This window comes from Rhodoferax sp. (assembly GCF_028688795.1).
Classification (GTDB): domain Bacteria; phylum Pseudomonadota; class Gammaproteobacteria; order Burkholderiales; family Burkholderiaceae_C; genus Rhodoferax.
This window is the reverse complement of sequence record NZ_JAQTXM010000029.1, coordinates 43,952-66,374: the sequence shown is the minus strand read 5'-3', so window position 1 is coordinate 66,374 and position 22,423 is coordinate 43,952. Positions and strand designations below refer to the sequence as shown.

The window sequence follows — 22,423 nt, the reverse complement described above, 5'->3', positions numbered from 1 at the left end:
TGATCAGCTCATCCTTTTGTGCATGGCTGAGTTCGGTGAGGTCGGGCAGGGTTGGCATCAAAACCAATTCTCGCTCACTATTTCATAGCGAACTCAAATTAATCTCCGTTGGGAGCTGAGTAGTTACTATATTTTTGCAAAACGAACTGCTCGGGAATAAACGCGGGCTGTCAGCAAATGCGCTTAAAGTGAAACAATTCACTGCGAACGCAATGAAGCACCCTAGAACCCCGGACTGCATGACCTGCCACGTTGTCCCCGCCCCTGTTTAATTAGTCGCTACAATGAGAATAATTCTTATTTGAATCAATGCAGCATGAGTCTTTCGGAACCTAAACCCAGCGAAGCACACGCCGTCATCGGGCTTCATGAACTAAGGCGGCATGTGAATGCCGAGGTGGTTGGCCTGGCGCTCACGTCAGATGAAGAAGACCGCGGCGTGGCATTGCGCCTGCTTGAAATTGGCTTTTTGCCCGGCGAATCGGTAAGAGTGATTGCGCACGGTTTTCCTAGCCATGACCCGATGGCGGTGCGGATAGGTCACACCACGTTTGCGCTGCGCAGCCACGAAGCGGCACTGGTGCAAGTGCGTGTGAAAAACGACGATTCCGGGGTGCACGCATGACCCGCATCGAACCTTCGCCGCTGCCTCTATCGCCCTTGCGTATTGCGCTGCTGGGCAACCCCAATTGCGGCAAAACGGCGCTCTTTAACCTGCTGACTGGTAGCCGCCAAAAAGTGGCCAATTACGCCGGGGTCACGGTCGAGCGCAAAGAAGGTAACCTGGAAACGGCCTCACATCGTCGCGTGACGGTGCTTGACTTGCCTGGTGCCTACAGCCTGAACGCCCTGAGCGCCGATGAGCAAATCACCCGTGACATCGTGACCGGACAGCGTGCCCAGGAACCCCTGCCTGACTTGGTGGTGTGCGTGGTGGACGCCACCAATTTGCGCCTGAATTTGCGTCTGGTGCTGGAGGCGCGGGCACTTAACCTACCGTTGGCACTGGTTCTGAATATGTGCGATTCGGCCGAACGCGAGGGCATTTTGGTGGACCGAGAGCTGCTGTCCAAAGAACTTGGCATGCCAGTGCTGAAAACCGTGGGGGTGCGCCATGATGGTGCGCGTGAATTGCTGGACTACCTTGACACGGTTCAACCCGTGGCGCAGGCACGCTCTGCTGCAGTGTGGCATGGCTCGTCGGTGAACGAGGTCATGGCCACGCAACAGGAAGTGCGCCGCGTGCTGAAATTGGCGGTGCAGGAGCCGCGCGACACCTTGCACGCTGACGATGCCATTGACGCCGTGGTGCTGCACCCGGTGTGGGGCATGATGCTGCTGGGGCTTACGCTGTTTTTGATGTTTCAGGCGGTGTTTAGCTGGGCGACGCTGCCCATGGATGCGATCAAGGCGGTGATGGAGCTGACCCAGGCATTCATCCGCGAGCACCTGTCCGATGGCTTGCTGCGCAGCCTGCTGACCGATGGCATTCTGGCTGGGGCAGGCGGTGTGCTGGTGTTTCTGCCGCAAATCCTGATTTTGTTCTTCTTTATTTTGGTGCTGGAAGATTCCGGCTACCTTCCGCGCGCCGCGTTTTTGCTGGACCGGGTCATGGGCACGGTGGGTTTGTCGGGGCGGTCGTTCATTCCGTTGTTGTCAAGTTTTGCTTGCGCCGTGCCAGGCATCATGGCCACACGCACCATCACGCATTGGCGCGATCGGTTGGTGACGATCATGATTTCGCCCTTGATGACGTGTTCAGCCCGGTTGCCTGTGTATGCGCTGCTGATTGGCGCCTTTATTCCGTCGCGCACGGTGCTGACTATCTTTAATTTGCAGGGATTGGTGATGTTTGGTTTGTATGTGGGCGGCATTCTGTCGGCCATGGCTGTCGCGGGGGGCTTCATGTTGTGGCGCGGGCACGCCCGCCCAACGCCACTGATCATGGAACTGCCGTCCTACCGCTTGCCCAACCTGCGCAACCTGAGCCAGGGCTTGTACGAACGTGCCAGTATTTTTGTCAAACGGGTGGGCGGCATCATCTTGTCGCTGACTGTGTTGCTGTGGTTTTTGGCTTCTTCTCCGGGTGCCCCAGACGGCGCGACCGGTGCCGCCATCACCTACAGCTTTGCCGGGCAATTGGGGCGAATGCTGGAGGTGCTGGTTGCGCCCATTGGCTTCAACTGGCAAATTGCGATTGCACTGGTGCCGGGCATGGCGGCGCGAGAAGTGGCGGTGGGCGCGTTGGGCACGGTGTATGCGTTGTCCGAATCAGGGGCCGATGTGGCCTCGCAACTGGAACCCATCATCGCCCACAGCTGGTCGTTGGCCACCGCGCTGTCGTTGCTGGTCTGGTATGTGTTTGCGCCGCAGTGCATCTCAACCCTGGTGGCGGTGCGCCGAGAAACCAATTCCTGGCGTTATCCGCTGTTGCTGGCGGGCTACCTGTTTGCCCTGGCGTATTTGGCCAGCTTTGTCACTTACCGGCTGGCCTTGATGTGGGGAGGCGCCTGACATGCTGCAAACCTGGATCGTGGGTGTGATTGTGTTGCTGGCCGCGCTTTACAGCGCGTGGTACGTGTTACCCGTGGGCTTAAGGCAACGGCTGGGTCAGGTTCATCGGGTGTTGGGGCCAAGTAAACCCTGCAGCACTTGCAACAGTTGTGGCGGCTGCGCTGCGGGTGCAAAACCAAAAAACAGTGATGCACCGATAAATCAGCCTGTCGAACAGGTCGTCAAGTTCCACAGATAGCGCCGGCAAGAGTGGTTTCCCCTGCCGGGACAATCACTGTCTTTTGAAAATCGGCGAGTCTTTGCTGATGCCCCAAGTGTCAGGGGGAGCGGCTTCTGGTTCGTAGGTGTTGAACTTGGCCGTGTAGTACAGCCCCAAGCCAATCAGGACGATCAGCACCACGGCGCCAAGCACCAGTTTGAGGACGGTCACCCAAAACTTCGGCTCTTTGTCGTTGTCCATGGTGGCTCCTTGTACTTAAGACAGGCGGCCCAGCAGCAAGAATTCCATCAGCGCTTTTTGCACGTGCATGCGGTTTTCTGCCTCGTCCCAGACCACACTTTGGGGCCCGTCGATCACGTCCGAATCGACCTCTTCACCACGGTGTGCTGGCAAACAGTGCATGAACAAGGCATTGGGCTGGGCCACGGCCATCATGTCGGCACTCACGCGCCAGGCTTCAAAGGCTTTGCGGCGCACTTCGTTTTCAGACTCATAACCCATGCTGGTCCAGACATCGGTGGTGACCAAATCAGCACCTCGGCATGCATCCATTGGATTGCTATATGTTTGGTAGTGGTCTTCGCTTACTTTACCTGCGATAGAAGCTATTTTCTCATTCACTTCGTAGCCGCTTGGTGTGCTCACGTTGACCTTGAAGTCCAGCAACTCGGCCGCCTGTAACCAAGTGTTAGCCATGTTATTGCCATCACCCACCCAAGCCACCGTCTTGCCCTGGATCGAACCCCGGTGCTCAATGAAGGTAAAGATATCAGCCAGGATTTGACAGGGGTGAAACTCGTTGGTCAGGCCGTTGATCACCGGCACGCGTGAAAACTCGGCAAAACGCTCAATTTTGGTTTGCTCAAAGGTGCGGATCATCACCAGGTCGACCATGCGGCTGATGACGCGCGCACTGTCTTCAATGGGCTCAGCCCGGCCCAGCTGGCTGTCACCAGTCGTCAGATGCACCACGCTGCCGCCCAACTGGTACATGCCAGCTTCAAAACTGACGCGGGTGCGGGTCGATGCCTTCTCAAAGATCATGGCCAGCGTGCGGTCTACCAATGGCTGGTGCTTTTCATAGGCCTTGAACTTCTTTTTGATCAGCGAGGCGCGATCGAACAAGTAGGCGTACTGGCTGGCATTGAGGTCGGTGAATTGCAGGTAATGTTGAATGGAAGGCATTTTTTTCAGTCTGTGTTGAGAGCGCAGGGGCAAGCTCAGGCTTGCAGCAGTTGCTTGACCAGTGGGCACAAAATGCTGATCACTTCATCGGCCTCATCCTCGGTCATGATGAGCGGGGGTACCAGGCGGATCACGGTGTCGGCGGTGACACTGATCAGCAGGCCCTGGTCGGCACACTGCTGTACAAGTGCACCGCAGGGCTTGGCCAGGTCCACGCCAATCATCAAGCCCTGACCACGAATCTCACGCACAGCACCACTGGCCAGCTCGGCAGAAAGCGCAGCAGCCAAGCCTTGACTCAGGTGTGCGCCGACACGTGCCGCGTTTTCCAGCAGACCATCTGCTTCCATGATGCGAATGGTTTCCACACCCGCGCGCATGGCCAGCGGGTTGCCGCCAAAGGTGGTGCCATGGTTGCCCGGCTGGAAAATCTGGGCGGCTTTGGGGCCAGCCACCACCGCGCCTACCGGCACGCCCGAGCCCAGGCCTTTGGCCAGTGGCATCACGTCTGGCACCACGCCGGCCCATTGGTGGGCAAACCATTTGCCGGTGCGGCCCATGCCGCATTGCACTTCGTCAACCATCATCAGCCAGTCGCGCTCGTTACACAGAGCGCGCACGTCGCGCAGGTAGTCCAGGTGCATGGCGTTGACGCCGCCTTCGCCCTGAATGGCCTCAAAAAACACCGCAACCACGTTGGGATTACCTTCGGTGGCTGCCTTCAAGCTGTCAATGTTGTTGATTGGCACACGAATGAAGCCTTCCACCAGCGGGCCAAAGCCGGCCTGCACCTTGGGGTTGCCGGTGGCGCTTAATGTGGCGATGCTCCGTCCATGAAAGGCTTTCTCATAGACCACGATCTCAGGTCGCTCAATGCCTTTGTCATGGCCAAACTTGCGCGCCAGCTTCAGGGCAGCCTCATTGGCTTCCAAGCCCGTGGAGCAGAAAAACACATTCGTCATGCCAGAGAGTTCCACCAGTTTTTTGGCCAGCGCCTCTTGCAGCGGCACGTGGTAATAGTTGCAGCTGTGAATCAACTTGCCAATCTGGTCTTGCAGTGCCGGCACCAACTGAGGGTGGTTGTGGCCCAGGGTGTTGACCGCAATGCCGCCCAGCGCGTCCAGGTACTCTTTGCCGTTGACATCCCACACGCGGCAACCCTGGCCGTGGCTAAGTGCAATGGGCAGACGACCATAGGTGTTCATCACGTGCGGGGAACTGGCTTCGATCAAAGGGTTGGCAGCGGTCATGGGGCAGTCTTTCGAAGGTTTTTCGAGGGTGGCAAAAACAAAGCGGCCCAACGCAGGTTGGGCCGTTGAACGATGATTTTAGACCGATCAAATGGCAACACCAGGTCGCGCAAACAAACCGCTTCAGCCTTGCGTTGGATCAATGATTTGACTTGTTTCAGTCTTGTATAAGACATAAGATAAGTTAGAATAATTGGCGCTACAACAACCTGCCTGTGGCCCTTAAACAACCTCTACCCGATGGTTTCACACACTTCAAAAAAAGTTTATATCCTGGGCGTCACAGTCGCCGGCCGGGCGTTTCGCCCGAGTGACTGGGCCGAGCGTCTTGCCGGGGTGATGAGTCAATTTCGCCCGGGCGGGTCGCTGCCTGGCAGGCAGTTGACCTATTCGCCCTGGTGCGTCCCCAACAGCGTCAACAACGTGCGTTGTGTCATCGTGCATGAAGATCTACGGGCCCACAACGTGATGGCCTGGGACTTCGTGATGGGTTTTGCCAAAGACAACGAGCTGCAAGTGCACCACGGTGAACCGCCGCATGCGGATTCACATGCGCACCACGGGCATCACCACAAAAAATAAAACCTGGTTGGGGCCGTGAGTGTGAGCGCGTTGTTCTTGTGCCCAACCTTAGTCCTATAGGCCAGACGCAAAAAAGCCGTCCTAAGACGGCTTTTTTGCTTTTGCTGACAGCGCACCCGTTACAAACGGCGAACCTGACTTTATTTAAAAGGTGACAGGTTCGTGCGATTTGCCTAAAAATTAGGCAGCGAGTGCCAAGGCTTTCACCTTGGTCGACAGGCGGCTCTTGTCACGAGCTGCCTTATTTTTGTGGAAGATGCCCTTGTCGGCCACGGTGTCAACCACGGCTTGCATCTTGGCAAACAACTCTGTGGCTTTGACTTTGTCGCCGCTCAGAACTGCTTTTTCCACGTTTTTCACCGCAGTGCGGTATTTGGAACGCAGCGAGGTGTTGGCTGCGTTGATTTTGATGTCCTGACGGACGCGTTTACGGCCTGATGCCAGGCGGGGGTTCTTTTTCTTTGGTTTTCCAGATGCCATGATGAATGTTCCTTGAGTCTGTGGATGTTGTCAGCAAAGCCTGCGATTCTAGCAGCTACGCACCCCGCAGGCAGTCAGGTGAGCCAGCCCGGCTACACTTTGTCGGGTGAGTCTCTTCAAATCCGCTTCTATCGTCTCGTTATTGACACTGCTGTCACGCATCACTGGGCTGGTGCGCGAGCTGTTGATTGCGTCGACCTTTGGCGCATCCGCCATGACCGATGCGTTCAATGTGGCATTTCGCATTCCCAACCTGTTCCGTCGTCTTTTTGGTGAAGGTGCCTTCAGTCAAGCCTTCATACCGGTGCTGGCTGCCAGCAAAGCCCAGCACGGCGAGGAAGTCACCCGGCGACTGATTGACCACGTGGCCACGGTGCTGGCGTGGGCTCTGCTGGTGTTGAGCGTGCTGGGCGTGCTGGGTGCGGGTGGCTTGGTGTGGGCCATGGCCAGCGGTTTGCAGCAAGAGCCTCGCGGCTACCAGGTGGCGGTGGTCATGACGCGCTGGATGTTTCCCTACATTGCCTTTATGTCGCTGGTCGCTTTGGGCGCTGGGGTGCTCAATACCTGGAAGCGCTTTGCCGTGCCTGCGGCGACACCGGTGTTGCTCAATATTTGCATGATTGGCGCGGCCTGGCTGGGTGCGCCTTGGTTCAAAACGTTGGGGCTGGAGCCAATTTATGCGCTAGCCGGTGGCGTGCTGCTGGGTGGCGTGCTTCAGCTGGCAGTGCAATGGCTGGCTTTGAGGCGTCTCAATTTGCACCCAAGACTGGGATGGCGCTGGTCGGCTCTGCGGATGGCTTGGGGCGATACGGGCACCAAAAACATCCTGCGCCTGATGGGCCCGGCCCTGCTAGGGGTCAGCGTGGCACATATTTCGATGCTGATCAACACGCAAATTGCCTCGCATTTGGCCCCGGGAAGCGTCAGCTGGATCACCTATGCCGACCGGCTCATGGAATTTCCCACCGCCATGCTGGGGGTGGCCTTGGGCGTGGTGCTGATGCCGCAACTGGCCGGTGCGCGCGCCAGCAATGACGCCGCAAAATACTCGGCCATGCTCGACTGGGGCTTGCGCTTGGTGGTGGTGTTGTCAGTGCCGTGCGCCGTGGCGCTCTTGGTGTTTCCGACCCCGTTGGTGGCAGTGCTTTACCACTACGGCGCCATGACTGACTTCGATGTGCGCCAGGTTACCCATGCACTGATGGGCTGGGGCGTGGGCTTGATCGGGCTGGTGGCCCTGAAAGTGCTGGCCCCCGGCTATTACGCCAACCAGGACACCAAAACACCAGTCAAGGTGGCGGTGGCGGTGCTGATCATCACGCAGATATTGAACTATTTTCTGGTGCCCATTTTTGCCCATGCGGCGCTGACGCTGTCGATCGGCATCGGTGCCATGGTGAATGCGTTGTGGCTGCTTTTGGGCTTGCTTAAACGCGGTAGCTACAAGCCTTCGGTGGGGTGGGGTGCATTCACGCTGCAGGTGCTGGCCGCCTGCGCGCTGCTGGCGGTGTTCTTGATGTGGGCCAACGGCAGCGTCGACTGGATTGCCTTGCGCGCCCAAGGATTTAAGAGAATTTGGCTTGTAGCCCTTGTATTAATTGCGTCAGTAGCTATTTATTTTATAGCGTTGTGGGCGGCTGGCATGAAACTGCGTCAATTGGTACGGCGGTAAACCCTTAATGTCCTGCACTGATAGACAATCACGCCCATGAACCTCAGTCTGAACGTGCCCACACCGCTAGAGTATTTTTCTGCTCTGGTGCATGCCGACGCGGATTTTCCGCTGCTTGAAGCTGCCATCAGCCTGGCGCAAGACGAATACCCTGACCTCAGCGTGCAGCAGGTGTTGGGCGATGTGGACCAGTTGCTGGCCCGCTTGACGCGTCGTCTGCCGGTTGATGCTGGGCCCTTGCAACGCTTGCGCACGCTCAACCAGTTTGTCTACCGCGATCTCAACTTTGCGGGCAATTTCAACAATTTCATGGACCCGGACAACAGCTTTGTGCACGTGGTGCTGCGCACTCGTCTGGCCATACCGATCTCGTTGGCGGTGCTCTGGCTGGAATTAGCGCAGGGTATTGGTCTGAAAGCACGTGGCGTTGCGTTTCCGGGGCATTTCCTGGTCAAGGTCAATTTATCTGAAGGGCAGGTGGTGATTGACCCGCTTACGGGCCAGTCACTCAGCCGCGAAGAATTGGCGGAGCGGCTAGAGCCATATCGCCAGATGAACGGCTTGGTGGACGAGCAAGAGGTGCCGCTGGGCTTGTACCTGCAGGCGGCGCTCCCGCGCGACATCATTGCCCGCATGCTGCACAACCTGAAAGAAATCCACGCCGGACAAGAAGACTGGTCGCGCCTGATTGCGGTACTTGACCGTCTCATCGTGCTGCTACCTCAAGCCTGGACTGAGTACCGAGACCGCGGCCTGGCCCACGCCGAGGCCGGCCGCAGCGGCCATGCCCTGGAAGACCTGGAAACCTACTTGGCCAACACCATGCACGGTAACAGTACCAATCTCTATACCGACCGTGCCGCGATTGCCCAGCGCGTGGCAGAGTTGCGCCGCGCCATCAGCTGACGACTTTTGATGTGTCAAGGTGTAAGTGGCTTTGACTTTTGCGGCTGATGTCGATTGAATCAGGGGGTTTTTGCCACAACCCAAAAGAGTACCCATGAACAGCATCAAAAAAATCATCTCCACTGGCCTGATCGTTTGCATCACCGCAGCAGGCTTGCCGTTCAGTGCGCAGGCTCGCATCGTCGCCACCGAAGAAATCACCGCGCCTGCGGCAACCAGCCAAAGTGCCAGCCGTGACACGGTGAACCAGTTTTTCGCCCGTGCCGAGGTTCGCCAAGCCATGCTCGGCCAAGGCGTGACCGCACAAGCCGCCATGGAACGTGTGGCCGCCATGTCCGATGCTGAAGTGGCCCAACTGGCGGGTCGGATTGATCAGGCCCCGGCCGGTGGCGACGTGCTGGGCATTCTGTTTACCGTGTTCATAGTTTTGCTGGTGACAGACATCATGGGCCTGACCAAGGTGTTTCCGTTCACACGATCGGTTCGATGATCGGCCAACGCCTGAGCCTTCGAACCCCCGTTTTGACGGGGGTTTTTGTTTGGGCGATGCTGTTTTTGGGTGGCTGCGCCACGCGGCAGGTGGCCATGCTGGACGCCCGCTGGCCAGAAGACGTGCCTGCACAGGTAGAACTCACCCAGGTGCCGTTTTTCCCGCAGGAAGACTTTGAATGCGGGCCGGCGTCATTGGCCATGGTGGCAACTACGGCTGGGGTGCAGGTCACGCCTGAGGCCTTGGTCAGTCAGGTTTACCTGCCGGGTCGCCAAGGCTCACTGCAGCCCGAAATGCTGGCCGCCACGCGTCGCCAGGGCTTGCTGGCTTACCCTTTGAAGCCACAAGTGGAAGACGTGTTGCGCGAGGTGGCTGCCGGTCACCCGGTGTTGGTGTTTCAGAACCTAGCGTTTCAGATTTACCCGGTGTGGCACTACGCTGTGGTGATGGGCTATGACCGCGCGCGCCATGTGTTGCTGCTGCATTCCGGGCGCACGGCGCGCATGGAGATTTCAATGTTTGCCTTTGAGCGCACTTGGGCGCGCGGGCAATATTGGGCCATGCTGGCGTTGAAGCCGGGTCAACTGCCAGCCACTGCCGAGCCACAAACCTTCACCACAGCGGCAGCGGCGTTGGAACGCGTGCATGTGGCTGCTGCGCAGCTAGCGTTTGCCGCAGCCGTGAAGCGCTGGCCTGACGACCGCGCTGCACTTTTGGGTGTGGGCAACACAGCTTACGCCCTAGGGCAACGTGAAGTGGCAGCCAAAGCCTTTCGCCACGCCGTCCTGAAACACGCCGATTTTGCTGACGGCTGGAACAATCTGGCCCAAGTGCTGCTGGAGTTGGGCCGCCGTCAAGAGGCCCGCCAAGCCATCTCTAAAGCCGTGACACTGGGTGGCGCGCGCCTGCCAGCGTACCTCGCCTTGCAGAAGGAAATTCTCAGCAAATAGGCCGATGCACTGGCGGGCTGAAGCCTTCCGCACCTTGCGCCAGTCGTTGCTTGAAATTTATAAGCCTTTTAGCCTTCTAGTGCTTATAAAACATGCATAAACAGCTACTATAACTATAGTGAATTTGGGTTCGACGGTGTTCCCGTTTCACCCAACTGATGCCAGGCCCGGCGCAATTGAGTATCGGAACTGAACCCGGCAAGCGCCGCGGCTTGCGTCACATTGCGGCCAGACTGCAGCGCCGTTTGTGCCACCGCCAGCCGGATGCGACGCAGGTACTGCAGCGGCGCAATGTCGGCGTGCGCCATGAACAGCCGCGTCAGGTGTCGGGGCGACGTGCAGGCCACGGCTGCCATGCTGGCCAAATGCCACTCGGCAGCGGGCTGGCTGCTGATGGCATCCTGCACGCGATGCAGGGCAGGGTGCAGGTGGTTGCGGTAGGCCAAAAACGGTGACAGCTCCGGGTCGTTTGGGCCGCGACGCATGGCCACCACCATGGTTTGTGCCACCAGCGCGGTGATGGGCTCGCCACAGATTTGTGCCATGCGGTGCAGTGTCAAATCCACGCCAGTGGTCACGCCTGCGCTGCTGTACACCGGCGCGTCTTCCACAAACACCCGGTTTTCAACCACATGACACGCAGGCTCCACCGTCTGCAATTCAGCCAGATGGTGGTGGTGCGTGGTCACGTGGTGGCCCGCCAGCAAGCCCGCGTGCGCTGCCAATAAAGCGCCCGCACACACCGTCATCAGCTCCAGTTTATGGGTTTGCAGCCGCAGGCCACGCAGCCAGTGCAGCAGCCCCTGGGTCGCCTCGGATTGCACCGGAATCGTGGCACCCGGCTGACCCACCAGCACCACCCAGGTTGGCTCGGTCAGCTTGTCAGGCAGCGCCTCAAGACCAGCCAGTCTGAGGCCGACCGAACTGACTGCTTCACTGACTGGCCCAACAAACCGCAGCACAAAGCGCTCGGGCTGGCCCTGTGCCAGCAACGCCTGGTTGGCGATGCGCAAGGCCTCAGCCGGCCCAGCCCAATCCAGCGCCAAGCTGTCGGGCAGCAGGGCGAACAGCACCTGGATCGGTGTAATGGCCGCTGTCTGTCTGGTCATAAATTGCCTGTCAACCTGCTGTCCGCTCCAGCGCCTGAGCAGCGCTGCAAACCGTGGCAAAGCGATCTTTCAGCACGGCCGCGGTGCGGGCTTTGATGTCGGCGGCACTCAGCGTAGAGCCGTCCAGATGCTGCATGTCCCAGGTCAGCGTGGCATCCAGGCAGTAGTCCACCGACCAGCCCAAGTCAGAGGCGTGGCGCGTGGTGGTTTCGCAGCATTGCTCGGTGCGAATACCGCTGACGATCAGCCTCTGGATGCCTAGTTGTGTCAGCCACACCTCCAGCCCGGTGCCTACCAGTGCACTGTGGCGCCCCTTGATAAATGTGGCTGAGGCTTCAAAAGCGTGTAACTCGGCCAGCGGCTGCACAAAGCCGGATTCGATAGAAAACGGGTTGCTGACCACTTTTGGGCCGTCGACGTGAAAAACCCGAACAATCGGCACGCCCTGGGCCACGCAACCGTCAATCAGGGCGTTTTGTGCGACCAGATAGGCGGGCAGGTCAGTGTCGGTGAAATACGGACGCTGGCGGAATGACTCCTGTGCATCAATCAAAATAAGACATGTTTTCATAGATTTTCCCGTGAGTTGAAAAGTTCAATGATGCGCTTAGATCAATCATAAAGCCGACTGAAGAACGACAAGTATCAGTCAAATTGAGACATGAATTGTGAATTCCTTAAAGGGCGCTTGATGGCTTTTCTTGTTGTGCAACGCGCATCCATTGAGCCAGGCCTGGCGTCCGCGCGTTAAAGAAGATGGCGTCAATGCCCGCGCTTTGGGCGTACGCATGGCCAGTTACATTCGCGAGTTTTGCGGTATAAATTACTTAGGCCAGTCAACAACTAACCGCCCCACATCATGTCCAAAACCTCACTTCAGTCACTGCTTGCACAAAAATCCTGGGCCAATAATGAGCTGTTCAACGTGCTTGCTACAGTGAGCTCTGAGCCGCACGCCGCTGCCATCCACTCTGCCATTCGCACGCTTAACCACATCTATGTCGTGGACCAGATATTTCGGGCCCACTTGACGGGTGAACCGCATAACTACACGGCGACAAATACGCAAGCCACACCTAAACTCGGTGACCTTCAATTCGCCGTCGCAGAAACTGATGCCTGGTTTGAAAGCCACGTTGCCACGATTACCGATAAACAACTCAATGAAAGCATTTCCTTCCGCTTCACCGATGGTGATGTCGGCCAAATGTCTCGTGAAGAGATGCTGTTTCATGTCATTACGCACGGGTCATATCACCGAGGGAACGTGGGGCAGGTGTTGAAGTCAATGGCTGTTGCCCCGCCCCGTGATCTGTATACCAAGTTTCTCCATGTCCGCGAGCCATCGCGCAGACAAGCCCAGGCCCTTGCCTAGCTTGGAGCCGAGCCGCGTGGTCGTAGCACCATCAGCACTAGCGCCACGCCCGCAAATCCGATGCCAGCCATGAACGTGGTGGCTGCACCGAAGCTCTGCCACAGCCAACCCGCCAGCCCGCTTGCAAGTAGCATGGCCAAGCCACTGAGCAGATTGAAAAAGCCGTAGCCTGTGCCACGCAAATCAGCCGGGGCTGTGTCAGCCACCATGGCGGCCAGCAGGCCTTGTGTCATGGCCATGTGCAGGCCCCACAGTGCCACGCCAGCCCAAAACACTACGCCACTGTTGCTGTAGGCCAATAAAGCGTCAGCGCCAATCAACAGCAGCAAGCCCCAGCCCAACAGCTGCGTGTGGGGTAACTTGTCGGCCAGCTTGCCAAACGGGTAGGCGCAGGCGGCGTAGACGACGTTCATGCTGATCAGCACCACCGGGGTCCAGGCCAGCGCCAACCCACCTTCGTTGGCGCGCAGCACCAGAAAAGCCTCAGAAAACCGCGCCAGGGTGAACACCGCACCGACGCCCACCACCCACCAATAGGCTGGGCTCAAGCGCGCCAGGTTGGAACGGCTGATGGGGTTGAGGCGTTTGACAGCCAGCGGCTTATCGGGCTCTTGCACGCCCCAGATGAGCAGTGCCACGCACAAAAAGGCGGGCACGCTGGCGACCCAGAACACAGCCCGAAAGTCGTCATGCCAAAGCAGCATGAAACCCACCGCCAGCATTGGCCCCAGAAACGCACCCACGGTGTCAAGCGACTGGCGCAGGCCAAAGGCGGCACCGCGCAGTTCGGGCGGTGCCAGGTCAGCCACCAAAGCGTCACGTGGGGCGCCGCGTATGCCTTTGCCAACGCGGTCGGCCAGGCGGGCAGTAATGATCAAGCCGCTGGAGGTGGCCAGTGCAAACAGCGGTTTGGTGAACGCCCCCAGGCCATAGCCCAGGACCGCCAGGGGTTTGCGCTTGCCCCAGTAATCGCTCAAAGCGCCTGAGAACACTTTGACGATCAGCGCCGTGGCTTCGGCCGCGCCTTCGATCAGCCCTACTGTAAAAACGCTGATGCCCAAAGCGGTGACCATGAACACCGGCAGCAGGCTGTGGATCAGCTCGCTCGACACATCCATCAGCAGGCTCACAAATCCCAGCGCCCAGATGCTGCCCGGAATCTGCCGCAGGGTGGCAAAGCGTGTGGCCATGATTTATATGATAAATCGGGCTCTAGCCCTTATATAATAAGCGTAAGCAGCTATTTAATAGATAGCAAATTTGGCGCCATGCTTTGGTCGACTTGAATCAACCAAAGCAAACTAAAGCCCGCCCCAAGCGGCCCATGATGGCTAGCGCACCAACACCGCCGCCGCGTCACCGCGCTCGGCAATCACACCAATCTCGAACACGGTTTCACCCGCAGCGCGCAGCGTGGCAGCGCAAGCGGCAGCGTTGGCTGCGTCAATCACCACCACCATGCCGATGCCGTTGTTGAAGGTGCGGTTCATCTCGATGTCGTCAATGCCAGCGGTTTTCTGCAGCCAGGCAAACAGCTCGGTTTGCGGCCAGCTGCCCTTGACCAGGTGCGCGGCCATGCCTTCGGGCAGCACGCGGGGAATGTTTTCAAGCAAACCGCCACCGGTGATGTGGGCCAGCGCCTTGATCGGGTGCTGCTTAAGCGCCGCCAGTACGTTCAGCACATACAGGCGGGTGGGCTCCATCAGGGCGTGTTTGAAAGGTTTGCCGTCTAGTGTGGCGGGCACACTGCCAGCGCCTTCGGCGCGTTCAATGCACTTGCGCACCAGGCTAAAACCGTTGGAGTGCACGCCACTGGAGGCCAGGCCCAGCACCACGTCGCCGGGCTTCACGTCGGCACCGGTCAAGATTTTTGATTTTTCGACCGCACCCACAGCGAAACCAGCTAGGTCGTATTCACCCGCTGGGTACATGCCGGGCATTTCAGCGGTTTCGCCACCAATCAGCGCACAGCCGGACAGCTCGCAGCCCTTGGCAATGCCGCCCACCACAGCGGCTGCGGTGTCCACATCGAGCTTGCCGCAGGCAAAGTAGTCCAGAAAAAACAGCGGCTCGGCGCCTTGCACCAGCACGTCGTTGACACTCATGGCCACCAGGTCAATGCCCACGGTGTCGTGCATTTGCCACTCGAATGCCAATTTAAGCTTGGTGCCGACACCATCGGTGCCACTCACCAGCACAGGCTCCTTGTAGCGCTTGGGCACTTCAAACAACGCGCCAAAGCCGCCAATGCCAGCCAGCACGCCTTCGCGCATGGTCTTTTTAGCCAAAGGCTTGATGCGTTCCACCAGCGCGTCGCCTGCGTCAATGTCAACGCCCGCGGCTTTGTACGATAGGGGAGTGGTAGGGGTGTTGGAAGTGGTCATGGCTTGGGTCGATGAGGGGAAAAGGGTGTGGGCTTGGCCTGTGGGTCCGCAAAACTGCCAAAAAGAAAGCTGCTGCGGTCAAGCCCGATAGAATTTGGCCAGATTTTAGTTGCGACGCCACTTGCTTAAGTGGGTCTGCGCTGAACTTTTGTTTTAAGGGCCCGGCTTTTCGCCATTTCGATGCAATTTACTTCCACACAAAAAAGAGCCACCGCCTGGGGCGCATTGTTGCTGGGCGCGGTCGCCGTGTTGTGGCTGCTGGCACCGGTGTTGACCCCCTTTGTGGTGGCTGCCATTCTGGCCTATGCGCTGACCCCGGTGGTGGATTGGCTTGACCATCTGGGCCGCGGGCGCATACCTCGGCTGGCCGCTGTGGTGCTGGTTGAGGTGGTTTTTCTGCTTATGTTGCTGGCCCTGATGCTGCTCGTGGTGCCAATCCTGGTCAAGCAACTGCCGCTGCTGCGCGAGCAGGTGCCGCCCATGCTTGACCGCTTCACTGCCGCTTCGCAACCTTTGTTGTCCCAGTTTGGACTAAAGCTGACGCTGGATGTGGCGAGCCTCAAGGCCTTTGCCATGGAGCACTTGAATGCCAATTTTGAAGACATGCTGGGCCGCCTGCTGGCGTCAGCAAAGCTCGGCGGTAGTGTCGCGCTATCAGTGGTGGGCAATGCGGTGCTGATCCCTGTGGTGCTGTTTTACCTGCTGATGGAGTGGCGCCGTTTTATGGGGCTGCTGCTGGTGCTGGTGCCTCCCCGCTTGCGCTCGGCGGTAGACAGCTTTACCGAAGAGGCCGACGCCGTGTTGGGCCAATACCTGCGCGGCCAATTGCTGGTGATGGTGGTGCTGGCGGTGTACTACAGTGCTGGTCTAGCGCTGTTTGGGCTCGATCTGGCCTTGCCGATTGGCGTGTTCACCGGCTTGGCAGTGGCTATTCCCTACCTAGGATTTGGTCTGGGCCTGATTCTGGCCACCCTGGCCGGGTTTTTGGAGTTTTCCGCCCAAACCGGCCACGTCAGCGCGCTGGTGATGGTGGCGGTGGTGTATGGCATTGGGCAGTTGGTAGAAAGCTTTGTGCTGACGCCGCGGCTGGTGGGTGAGCGCATTGGCCTGCACCCGTTGGCCGTTATTTTTGCCTTGATGGCGTTTGGCCATTTGCTGGGGTTTGTTGGCGTGCTGATTGCGCTGCCGCTCAGTGCCGTGCTGCTGGTGGCCATTCGGCGTCTGCGCACTGCGTACATTGGCAGCACGCTGTACCAGGACGCACAGGACGCACAGGACGCACAGGACGCATGATGCAACAACTGGTGCTTGACATGGGTCTGCCCACTGGCCCGAGCCTGAAAAATTTTTGCGCGGGCCCCAACGAAGCCGCCGTTGCGCACCTGACACTCTGGCTCGGTGACGCCACCAGTACGCTGCGCTCTCCCGTGCCCACCTACTTGTGGGGCGGCAACGGCTGCGGAAAAACGCATTTGCTCCAGGCTTTGCGCGCAGCGCTGCAGCAGCAAGGCGAGTCTGTGGGCTGGCTCGACCCAAATGTGCAGGCGCCGCCAGAATTCGACGAAAACTGGGCTTGTGTCTTGATGGATGACGTGCATGCCTTTAATACCGAATTGCAACACGTGGCATTTAACTGGTTTGTGCACGCGCAAACCCTGCAACTGGCCGTGTTGGCTGCGGGCAGCCTGCCGCCTGCCGACCTGAAGCTGCGCGACGACTTGCGCACCCGCCTGGGCTGGGGCCATGTGTTTGCCCTGCAGGCCTTGAGTGAGCCCGAGCGCCGCGCGGTGCTGCGCCAGGCCGCCGATACACGCGGTATTTTTTTGACTAACGAGGTGATGGACTTCATGCTGACGCGCTTCAGCCGTGACTTGGGCAGCTTGATGGAGCTGCTTGACCTGATGGACGGCTACGCCCTTCAGACCCAGCGCGCCGTCACCATTCCCCTGATTAAAACCATGATGGACAACACCTAACGATGAAACTGGCGCTCTTTGACCTGGATCACACCTTGATTCCCATGGACTCGGACTACGAGTGGGGTGTCTTCACCACCGCACTGGGCTGGAACGACGCGGCAGAATTTACTCAACGCAACGAGGTGTTTTACGAACAATACAAAGCCGGCACGCTCGATATTCACGAATATATCCGCTTCGCCACCGCCGCAATGCGCCGTCAGGGTGCTATAAATTCAGAAGCTGCTCACGCAGATTTCATGAGGGCTGTGGTTAAAAAAGCCATGAAGCCTCAGGCTTTGGCACTGGTGCAGCAGCACCAGGCGGCGGGGGATGTGGTGGTGATCATCACAGCCACCAACGAATTCGTCACCGCACCCATTGCCCATGCATTTGGTGTGCATGAGCTGCTTGCCATCAAGCTGGAGCGTGACTCGGCAAGCGGCTGGTTCACCGGGGAAATCGATGGCACGCCGTCATTTCGTGAAGGAAAGGTGGCACGGGTTGAGCAATGGCTGCATGCCCGTCATATGACCTGGGGCGATGTCGAAAGCACTTTTTACAGCGACTCAAGCAATGATTTGCCCCTGCTTCAAAGGGTCAACTACCCGGTGGCCACCAACCCTGATGCGGGGTTGCGCGAGGTGGCTCTGGCACGTGGCTGGCGCATACTCGAGCTTTTCTAAAATCAGGGCCAAGGCCGTATCGCATCACTGCGTTCCCAATGACGACAGCGCTTGGTATCGCATAGTTAAGAAAACAAACATAAATGATCAAAAATTTCATCAATAAACTTTTGGGCAAACCTGCCCCGGCGGCCAAACACCCATTTGGCAAACGCATGGAGATTGGTCCGGCCGAGCACGGCATCAACCCCAAATTGGTCGACGAGCGAGCGTCAGGTGTGGTGCGCACGTTGAAACAGGCGGGTTTTGAGGCTTACATCGTAGGCGGTGCCGTGCGTGATCTGATGCTCGGGCTGGCCCCAAAAGATTTTGACGTGGCGACCAACGCCACGCCGGAGCAGGTCAAAGGGCTGTTTCGCCGGGCTTTCATCATCGGGCGGCGTTTTCGCATCGTGCACGTGGTGTACGGCCGGGGCCGCGAGCATGAGGTGATTGAGGTCTCCACGTTTCGCGCTTACCTTGACAACGTCGCTGCAGAACAGGTGGCGGGTAACGAGAAAACCAGCAAGAGCGAATTGGCCGGCATGACCCATGCGGTGGACAGCACCGGGCGGGTGCTGCGCGACAACGTCTGGGGCCCGCAGGAAGAAGACGCGGTGCGCCGCGACTTCACCATCAACGCCATGTATTACGACCCCGAGACACAAATTGTGGTCGACTACCACCACGGCATCAAAGATGCCAAGGCCAAAGTCATTCGCATGATTGGCGACCCGGCTGCGCGTTACCGTGAAGACCCGGTGCGCATCATCCGCGCCATCCGTTTTGCCGCCAAGCTCAATGGCCTGGGCTTCAAGCTGGAGCCCAAAACCGCCACACCCCTGGTGAAATGCAGAAGCTTGCTGTTAGAGGTGCCGCAAAGCCGCCTGTTTGATGAAATGCTCAAGCTGCTGCAGACGGGCCATGCGCTGGCCTCCATCGACAAGCTGAAAGAACTGGGCCTGGCCCACGGCATTTACCCGCTGCTGGATGTGGTGGTTGAACGCGTCGACTCACCGTTCGTCAAAGCCGCATTGCTTGACACCGACCGCCGGGTGGGCGAAGGCAAACCGGTAGCCCCCAGCTTTTTGCTGGCCTGCGTGTTGTGGGCCGATGTGCGTGATGGCTGGGCCAAACGCATCAGCGAGCGTCAAAATCCCCATCCGGCCTTGCAAGATGCGATTGAAGACGTGTTCAATGCCCGCATTGGTGACGTGTCGGGCCGCGGCAAGTTGGCTGGCGACATGCGCGAGATTTGGTTGATGCAGCCACGGTTCGAGAAGCGCGTAGGCAGTGCCCCGTTTGGCTTGACCGAGCAGCCGCGCTTTCGGGCCGCCTTTGACTTCATGCGCTTGCGTGCCGAGAACGGCGAGTTGGACATCGTGGTGTCTGATTGGTGGGAAGAGTTCAGCATGGCCAACGACGATTTGCGCAATGACATGGTCGATGCCGTCAAGCTGGAACAACAGCAGCGTGCCCGGCCAGCACGTGCGCCACGGGTACACAAAGCGCCTGCCGGCACGGTTGAAGGGGCATCAAAGCCAAGCGCTACGGCATTGCCTGCCGAGCCATCCGGACACCAGGGGGATTCGTCGATGGATGGTGCGGCGCTTGATGGTTCCCAGGCGCCCAAGAAACGCCGCCGCCGCCGTCGTCCAACCGATCGAAGTGCAGGCGATACCCCAGCGCAAGACCCGCAAGTCTGAGTGACACCTGTGACATCACCCGGCAACGGGCTGCGAACCATCAACGTGGCTGGCGCAGGGCGTACCGAGGTGCTGGCCTTCATTGCACTCGGTGGCAACATGGGTGATGCACCCACCACCGTGCGCACAGCCATAACGCAGGTCGCGGCCATGCCACAAACCCGGCTGGTGAGCGCATCTGGCCTGTACCGCAGCGCGCCCGTAGATGCCAGCGGCCCGGATTTTGTGAACGCCGTGATTGGGGTGCAAACCCATCTCAACGCCCATGAGCTGCTAATGCAATTGCAGCATCTTGAAACGCTTGCCGGGCGCAAGCGGCCTTACCTCAACGCGCCGCGGACACTTGACTTGGATCTGCTGCTCTACGGCGATGCCCGCATCGACAGCCCACAGTTGGTGGTACCGCACCCACGCATGATGCAGCGGGCTTTTGTGCTTGTGCCGCTGGCTGAAATAGCGCCTCACTGCGTGACAGCCGAGCAGTTACGTGCTGTAGTAGGCCAGGAGATTCATCGATTCGATGAGTCTCAGTCCTTGAGAGACGGTGCATTACACTGAAACCAGCAACAAGCCGTGTTCGCGCTTGAGAACAAACAAGGAAACATTCTGATGATTTTCAACAATCTGCGCCTGGCCGCCAAGCTCTGGATCGCGGTAGCGATCATCATATCGGCCCAGGTTTTTCTTGTGATTGGCGTGTCCATCCGCACAGCTGAGCAACAAGACCGGATGAACAGCACGCTGACTGATCTGAATACACGCACCAGATTAGCCAATCAGTGGTTTGCAGATACCCTGGCCAACTCTGTGCGGGTGACTGCCAGTGTCATCAGCAGCGATCCGGCGGTTGATGCGTCTTTCAAGACAGCCATCGCGGAAACAACTGCCCGCATCAACGAGGTCCAGAAGAGCATTGAGTCCATGCAGCTTTCGCCGGACGAAAAGGCCCAGATGGAAAACATTGCGTCCAACCGCAAGAAGGTGATCAGCTTGCGCGATGCCGCTCGCAAGATGCGAGCAGACGGCAACGCCGAAGAAGCCTTGGCCATGATCAATGCGGAATATGTTCCCGCGCAAAAAATTTACGTGAACGCACTGCGTGATCTCGTTCAAATTGAAGAAAAGTCTGCTGCAGCCTTCATGATTGAGATGGAGCAAGCACGGGCAACGACGTCGAAAATAATTGCGGGTGTTGTGGTCTTTTTTCTGCTGGGCATCATGGCCGGTGCGGCGTGGTTGATCCGGTCTATTCGGCAACCATTAATGGCCGCCAATGATCTGGCTGCAAGAATTGCGAAGGGTGACCTCAGCATGCAAATTGACACCAACCGTGGTGACGAATTTGGCGATCTGATGAAGTCTCTCTCCAGCATGAATGCGTCACTTGGCCACATGGTGAACCAGGTGCGCAACAGCACCGACAGCATCGCCAATGCCAGCAATGAAATTGCCGTTGGCAACAACGACCTGGCCCAACGCACCGAGCAAACGTCAAGCAACCTGCAGTCCACCGCCTCCAGCATGGACCATTTGACGCAGACCGTGCAGCTCAGCGCCGACAACGCGCGCCAGGCCAGCACACTGGCGGCAACCGCCTCTACTGTGGCTGAGCGCGGCGGCGCCGTGGTGCGTCAAGTGGTGACCACCATGGAAGAAATCAACGTCAGCAGCCGCAAGATTGCCGACATCATTGGTGTCATCGACAGCATCGCCTTTCAAACCAACATTTTGGCGCTCAACGCCGCGGTAGAGGCGGCACGCGCCGGTGAGCAGGGCCGTGGCTTTGCGGTGGTGGCCAGCGAAGTGCGCAGCCTGGCGCAGCGCAGTGCCGAAGCAGCCAAGGAAATCAAGACGCTGATCAACACCTCGGTAGACAAAGTGGCCTCTGGCACCCAATTGGTGTCTGACGCTGGCGTGACCATGAACGACATCGTGCAGTCGGTGCGCAAGGTGGTGGATGTGATCGGTGAAATCACCGCAGCGTCGGGCGAGCAAAGTGATGGTATTTCAGAGATCAATGGCGCCATTGGCAACCTCGATCAGATGACCCAGCAAAACGCCGCTTTGGTGGAGCAAAGCGCCGCAGCCGCCGAAAGCCTGCGCGACCAAGCCGACCAATTGGCGCGCGCCGTGGCGGTGTTCAAGACCAATGGCTCCTCGCTGGCCATGCAGCAGCACCCACCGCGTGACATCACGCCACGGCCGCAAGCTTTGGCGTACCGCAGGCCAGCCCAACTGCCCGCAGCCCGGGCAAAACCCGCACTGGCCTCACGGCCTGCCGCCAAGCAGTTGGGCACCACTCAAAAGGCTGCGGCCCCCAAGCCCGCTGGACCGGGGCCAATGAATCGCCTGGCGATGGCCAAAACTTCGGCCCCTGCCAAAGCACCCGTCAGGTCAACGCCCGCACCGGCAGCCGATTCTGATTGGGAAACGTTTTAAGCCACTTCGGCAATCATCTCGATCTCGACACATGCGCCCAGCGGAATTTGGGCCACACCAAAGGCGCTGCGGGCATGTGCGCCGGCCTCGGGGCCAAACACTTCACCGATGAGTTCGCTGGCACCGTTGGTCACCAGGTGTTGCTCTGTGAAATCGCCTGTGGAGTTAACCAATGACATCAGCTTGACGATGCGCTTGACGCGGTTCAGGTCGCCCACGGCGGCATGCAGCGTGCCCAGCAAGTCAATGGCGATGGCCCGGGCGGCAGCTTTGCCTTCCTCGGTGCTCATGTTTTTGCCAAATTGGCCAGCCCACACCTTGCCATCTTTCTTGGCAATGTGGCCGCTCAAAAACACCAGGTTGCCAGTCTGAACAAAGGGCACATAGGCGGCTGCAGGTGCAGCGACGGGGGGCAGGGTGATACCGAGTTGGGTTAGTTTGGCGTAAATGCTCATGACGATGTCTTTCAAAAAATATATGAAGAAATGGGCGCTAGCCCTTTATTTATATGCATTGGTAGCTATTAAATTTGCAACAT

23 protein-coding genes are annotated in these 22,423 nt (G+C 58.5%); 14 read left to right on the top strand and 9 right to left on the bottom strand.

Going from position 1 to position 22,423, the window contains the following annotated elements; genetic code table 11:
* The first annotated feature begins 316 nt into the window (after positions 1-316).
* Together PHQ58_RS18500 and PHQ58_RS18495 are read left to right on the top strand one after the other, a co-directional pair.
* Positions 317-625: a FeoA family protein gene (locus PHQ58_RS18500; protein WP_300113930.1), complete on the top strand. Its 309-nt coding sequence runs from the start codon at positions 317-319 to the stop codon at positions 623-625.
* Positions 622-2,514 (top strand): ferrous iron transporter B, encoded by a 1,893-nt coding sequence (locus PHQ58_RS18495; protein ID WP_300113927.1) that lies wholly within the window; start codon positions 622-624, stop codon positions 2,512-2,514. The genes PHQ58_RS18500 and PHQ58_RS18495 overlap by 4 nt, the downstream gene beginning before the upstream one ends.
* Positions 2,515-2,785: 271 nt before the next feature.
* Here the strand turns inward: PHQ58_RS18495 and PHQ58_RS18490 are convergent, their stop codons facing one another.
* Genes PHQ58_RS18490 through PHQ58_RS18480 form a run of 3 tightly spaced genes read right to left on the bottom strand, consistent with a single transcriptional unit; the run spans position 2,786 to position 5,169 of the window.
* Positions 2,786-2,974, bottom strand: coding sequence for a hypothetical protein (locus PHQ58_RS18490; protein WP_300113924.1), 189 nt, complete (start codon positions 2,972-2,974; stop codon positions 2,786-2,788).
* Between the two features lie 15 nt (positions 2,975-2,989).
* Positions 2,990-3,919, bottom strand: a complete 930-nt coding sequence (gene argF, locus PHQ58_RS18485; protein WP_300113922.1) for an ornithine carbamoyltransferase — start codon at positions 3,917-3,919, stop codon at positions 2,990-2,992.
* A gap of 35 nt (positions 3,920-3,954) precedes the next feature.
* On the bottom strand, positions 3,955-5,169 hold the full coding sequence (locus tag PHQ58_RS18480) for an aspartate aminotransferase family protein (protein ID WP_300113919.1): 1,215 nt from the start codon (positions 5,167-5,169) through the stop codon (positions 3,955-3,957).
* Positions 5,170-5,409: 240 nt separating this feature from the next.
* Here PHQ58_RS18480 and PHQ58_RS18475 point away from each other — a divergent pair, with 240 nt between their 5' ends.
* The gene (locus tag PHQ58_RS18475) at positions 5,410-5,751 is read left to right on the top strand and encodes a DUF3579 domain-containing protein (protein ID WP_300113916.1); all 342 of its coding nucleotides are present in this window, start codon (positions 5,410-5,412) and stop codon (positions 5,749-5,751) included.
* 180 nt (positions 5,752-5,931) lie between these two features.
* Here PHQ58_RS18475 and rpsT read toward each other — a convergent pair whose 3' ends face one another.
* The gene (rpsT, locus tag PHQ58_RS18470; RefSeq protein WP_300113914.1) at positions 5,932-6,231 is read right to left on the bottom strand and encodes a 30S ribosomal protein S20; all 300 of its coding nucleotides are present in this window, start codon (positions 6,229-6,231) and stop codon (positions 5,932-5,934) included.
* Between the two features lie 106 nt (positions 6,232-6,337).
* On the opposite strand from rpsT, the gene murJ reads away from it, so the two are divergent.
* The 4 genes from murJ to PHQ58_RS18450 all read left to right on the top strand — a co-directional run bounded on the left by murJ (position 6,338) and on the right by PHQ58_RS18450 (position 10,249).
* Positions 6,338-7,903: a murein biosynthesis integral membrane protein MurJ gene (gene murJ / locus PHQ58_RS18465; protein ID WP_300113911.1), complete on the top strand. Its 1,566-nt coding sequence runs from the start codon at positions 6,338-6,340 to the stop codon at positions 7,901-7,903.
* A gap of 36 nt (positions 7,904-7,939) precedes the next feature.
* Entirely contained in the window at positions 7,940-8,809 is an 870-nt protein-coding gene (locus PHQ58_RS18460; RefSeq protein WP_300113909.1) for a SirB1 family protein, read from the top strand.
* Positions 8,810-8,903: 94 nt separating this feature from the next.
* On the top strand, positions 8,904-9,299 hold the full coding sequence (locus tag PHQ58_RS18455; RefSeq protein WP_300113906.1) for a PA2779 family protein: 396 nt from the start codon (positions 8,904-8,906) through the stop codon (positions 9,297-9,299).
* Complete coding sequence (locus PHQ58_RS18450; RefSeq protein ID WP_300113903.1) at positions 9,296-10,249, top strand: PA2778 family cysteine peptidase; 954 nt, start codon at positions 9,296-9,298, stop codon at positions 10,247-10,249. The genes PHQ58_RS18455 and PHQ58_RS18450 overlap by 4 nt, the downstream gene beginning before the upstream one ends.
* 113 nt (positions 10,250-10,362) lie before the next feature.
* Here the strand turns inward: PHQ58_RS18450 and PHQ58_RS18445 are convergent, their stop codons facing one another.
* Positions 10,363-11,358: a GlxA family transcriptional regulator gene (locus tag PHQ58_RS18445; protein ID WP_300113900.1), complete on the bottom strand. Its 996-nt coding sequence runs from the start codon at positions 11,356-11,358 to the stop codon at positions 10,363-10,365.
* A gap of 10 nt (positions 11,359-11,368) precedes the next feature.
* Positions 11,369-11,929 carry an isochorismatase family protein gene (locus PHQ58_RS18440; protein WP_300113898.1) on the bottom strand — a complete coding sequence of 187 codons (561 nt, stop codon included), beginning with the start codon at positions 11,927-11,929 and terminating at the stop codon, positions 11,369-11,371.
* Positions 11,930-12,217: 288 nt separating this feature from the next.
* On the opposite strand from PHQ58_RS18440, the gene PHQ58_RS18435 reads away from it, so the two are divergent.
* Entirely contained in the window at positions 12,218-12,733 is a 516-nt protein-coding gene (locus PHQ58_RS18435) for a DinB family protein (protein WP_300113895.1), read from the top strand.
* Here PHQ58_RS18435 and PHQ58_RS18430 read toward each other — a convergent pair.
* Entirely contained in the window at positions 12,730-13,923 is a 1,194-nt protein-coding gene (locus PHQ58_RS18430; protein ID WP_300113892.1) for an MFS transporter, read from the bottom strand. The two genes, PHQ58_RS18435 and PHQ58_RS18430, sit on opposite strands and share 4 nt — an antisense overlap.
* 141 nt (positions 13,924-14,064) lie before the next feature.
* Positions 14,065-15,117, bottom strand: a complete 1,053-nt coding sequence (purM, locus tag PHQ58_RS18425) for a phosphoribosylformylglycinamidine cyclo-ligase (protein ID WP_300113889.1) — start codon at positions 15,115-15,117, stop codon at positions 14,065-14,067.
* A 180-nt stretch (positions 15,118-15,297) separates the two neighbouring features.
* Here purM and PHQ58_RS18420 point away from each other — a divergent pair, with 180 nt between their 5' ends.
* From PHQ58_RS18420 to PHQ58_RS18395, 6 genes are all read left to right on the top strand, one after another.
* Positions 15,298-16,410: an AI-2E family transporter gene (locus tag PHQ58_RS18420; protein WP_300113886.1), complete on the top strand. Its 1,113-nt coding sequence runs from the start codon at positions 15,298-15,300 to the stop codon at positions 16,408-16,410.
* Positions 16,410-17,093 (top strand): DnaA regulatory inactivator Hda, encoded by a 684-nt coding sequence (gene hda, locus PHQ58_RS18415; RefSeq protein ID WP_300113935.1) that lies wholly within the window; start codon positions 16,410-16,412, stop codon positions 17,091-17,093. The genes PHQ58_RS18420 and hda overlap by 1 nt, the downstream gene beginning before the upstream one ends.
* A 2-nt stretch (positions 17,094-17,095) precedes the next feature.
* Positions 17,096-17,761 (top strand): HAD family phosphatase, encoded by a 666-nt coding sequence (locus PHQ58_RS18410; protein WP_300113883.1) that lies wholly within the window; start codon positions 17,096-17,098, stop codon positions 17,759-17,761.
* Between the two features lie 83 nt (positions 17,762-17,844).
* Complete coding sequence (gene pcnB / locus PHQ58_RS18405; protein WP_300113880.1) at positions 17,845-19,446, top strand: polynucleotide adenylyltransferase PcnB; 1,602 nt, start codon at positions 17,845-17,847, stop codon at positions 19,444-19,446.
* Complete coding sequence (gene folK, locus PHQ58_RS18400; RefSeq protein ID WP_367187347.1) at positions 19,447-20,004, top strand: 2-amino-4-hydroxy-6-hydroxymethyldihydropteridine diphosphokinase; 558 nt, start codon at positions 19,447-19,449, stop codon at positions 20,002-20,004.
* A gap of 51 nt (positions 20,005-20,055) precedes the next feature.
* Positions 20,056-21,885 carry a methyl-accepting chemotaxis protein gene (locus PHQ58_RS18395; protein ID WP_300113878.1) on the top strand — a complete coding sequence of 610 codons (1,830 nt, stop codon included), beginning with the start codon at positions 20,056-20,058 and terminating at the stop codon, positions 21,883-21,885.
* Here the strand turns inward: PHQ58_RS18395 and PHQ58_RS18390 are convergent.
* Positions 21,882-22,340, bottom strand: a complete 459-nt coding sequence (locus PHQ58_RS18390; protein ID WP_300113876.1) for a RidA family protein — start codon at positions 22,338-22,340, stop codon at positions 21,882-21,884. The genes PHQ58_RS18395 and PHQ58_RS18390 overlap by 4 nt on opposite strands.
* Between the last annotated feature and the right edge of the window lie 83 nt (positions 22,341-22,423).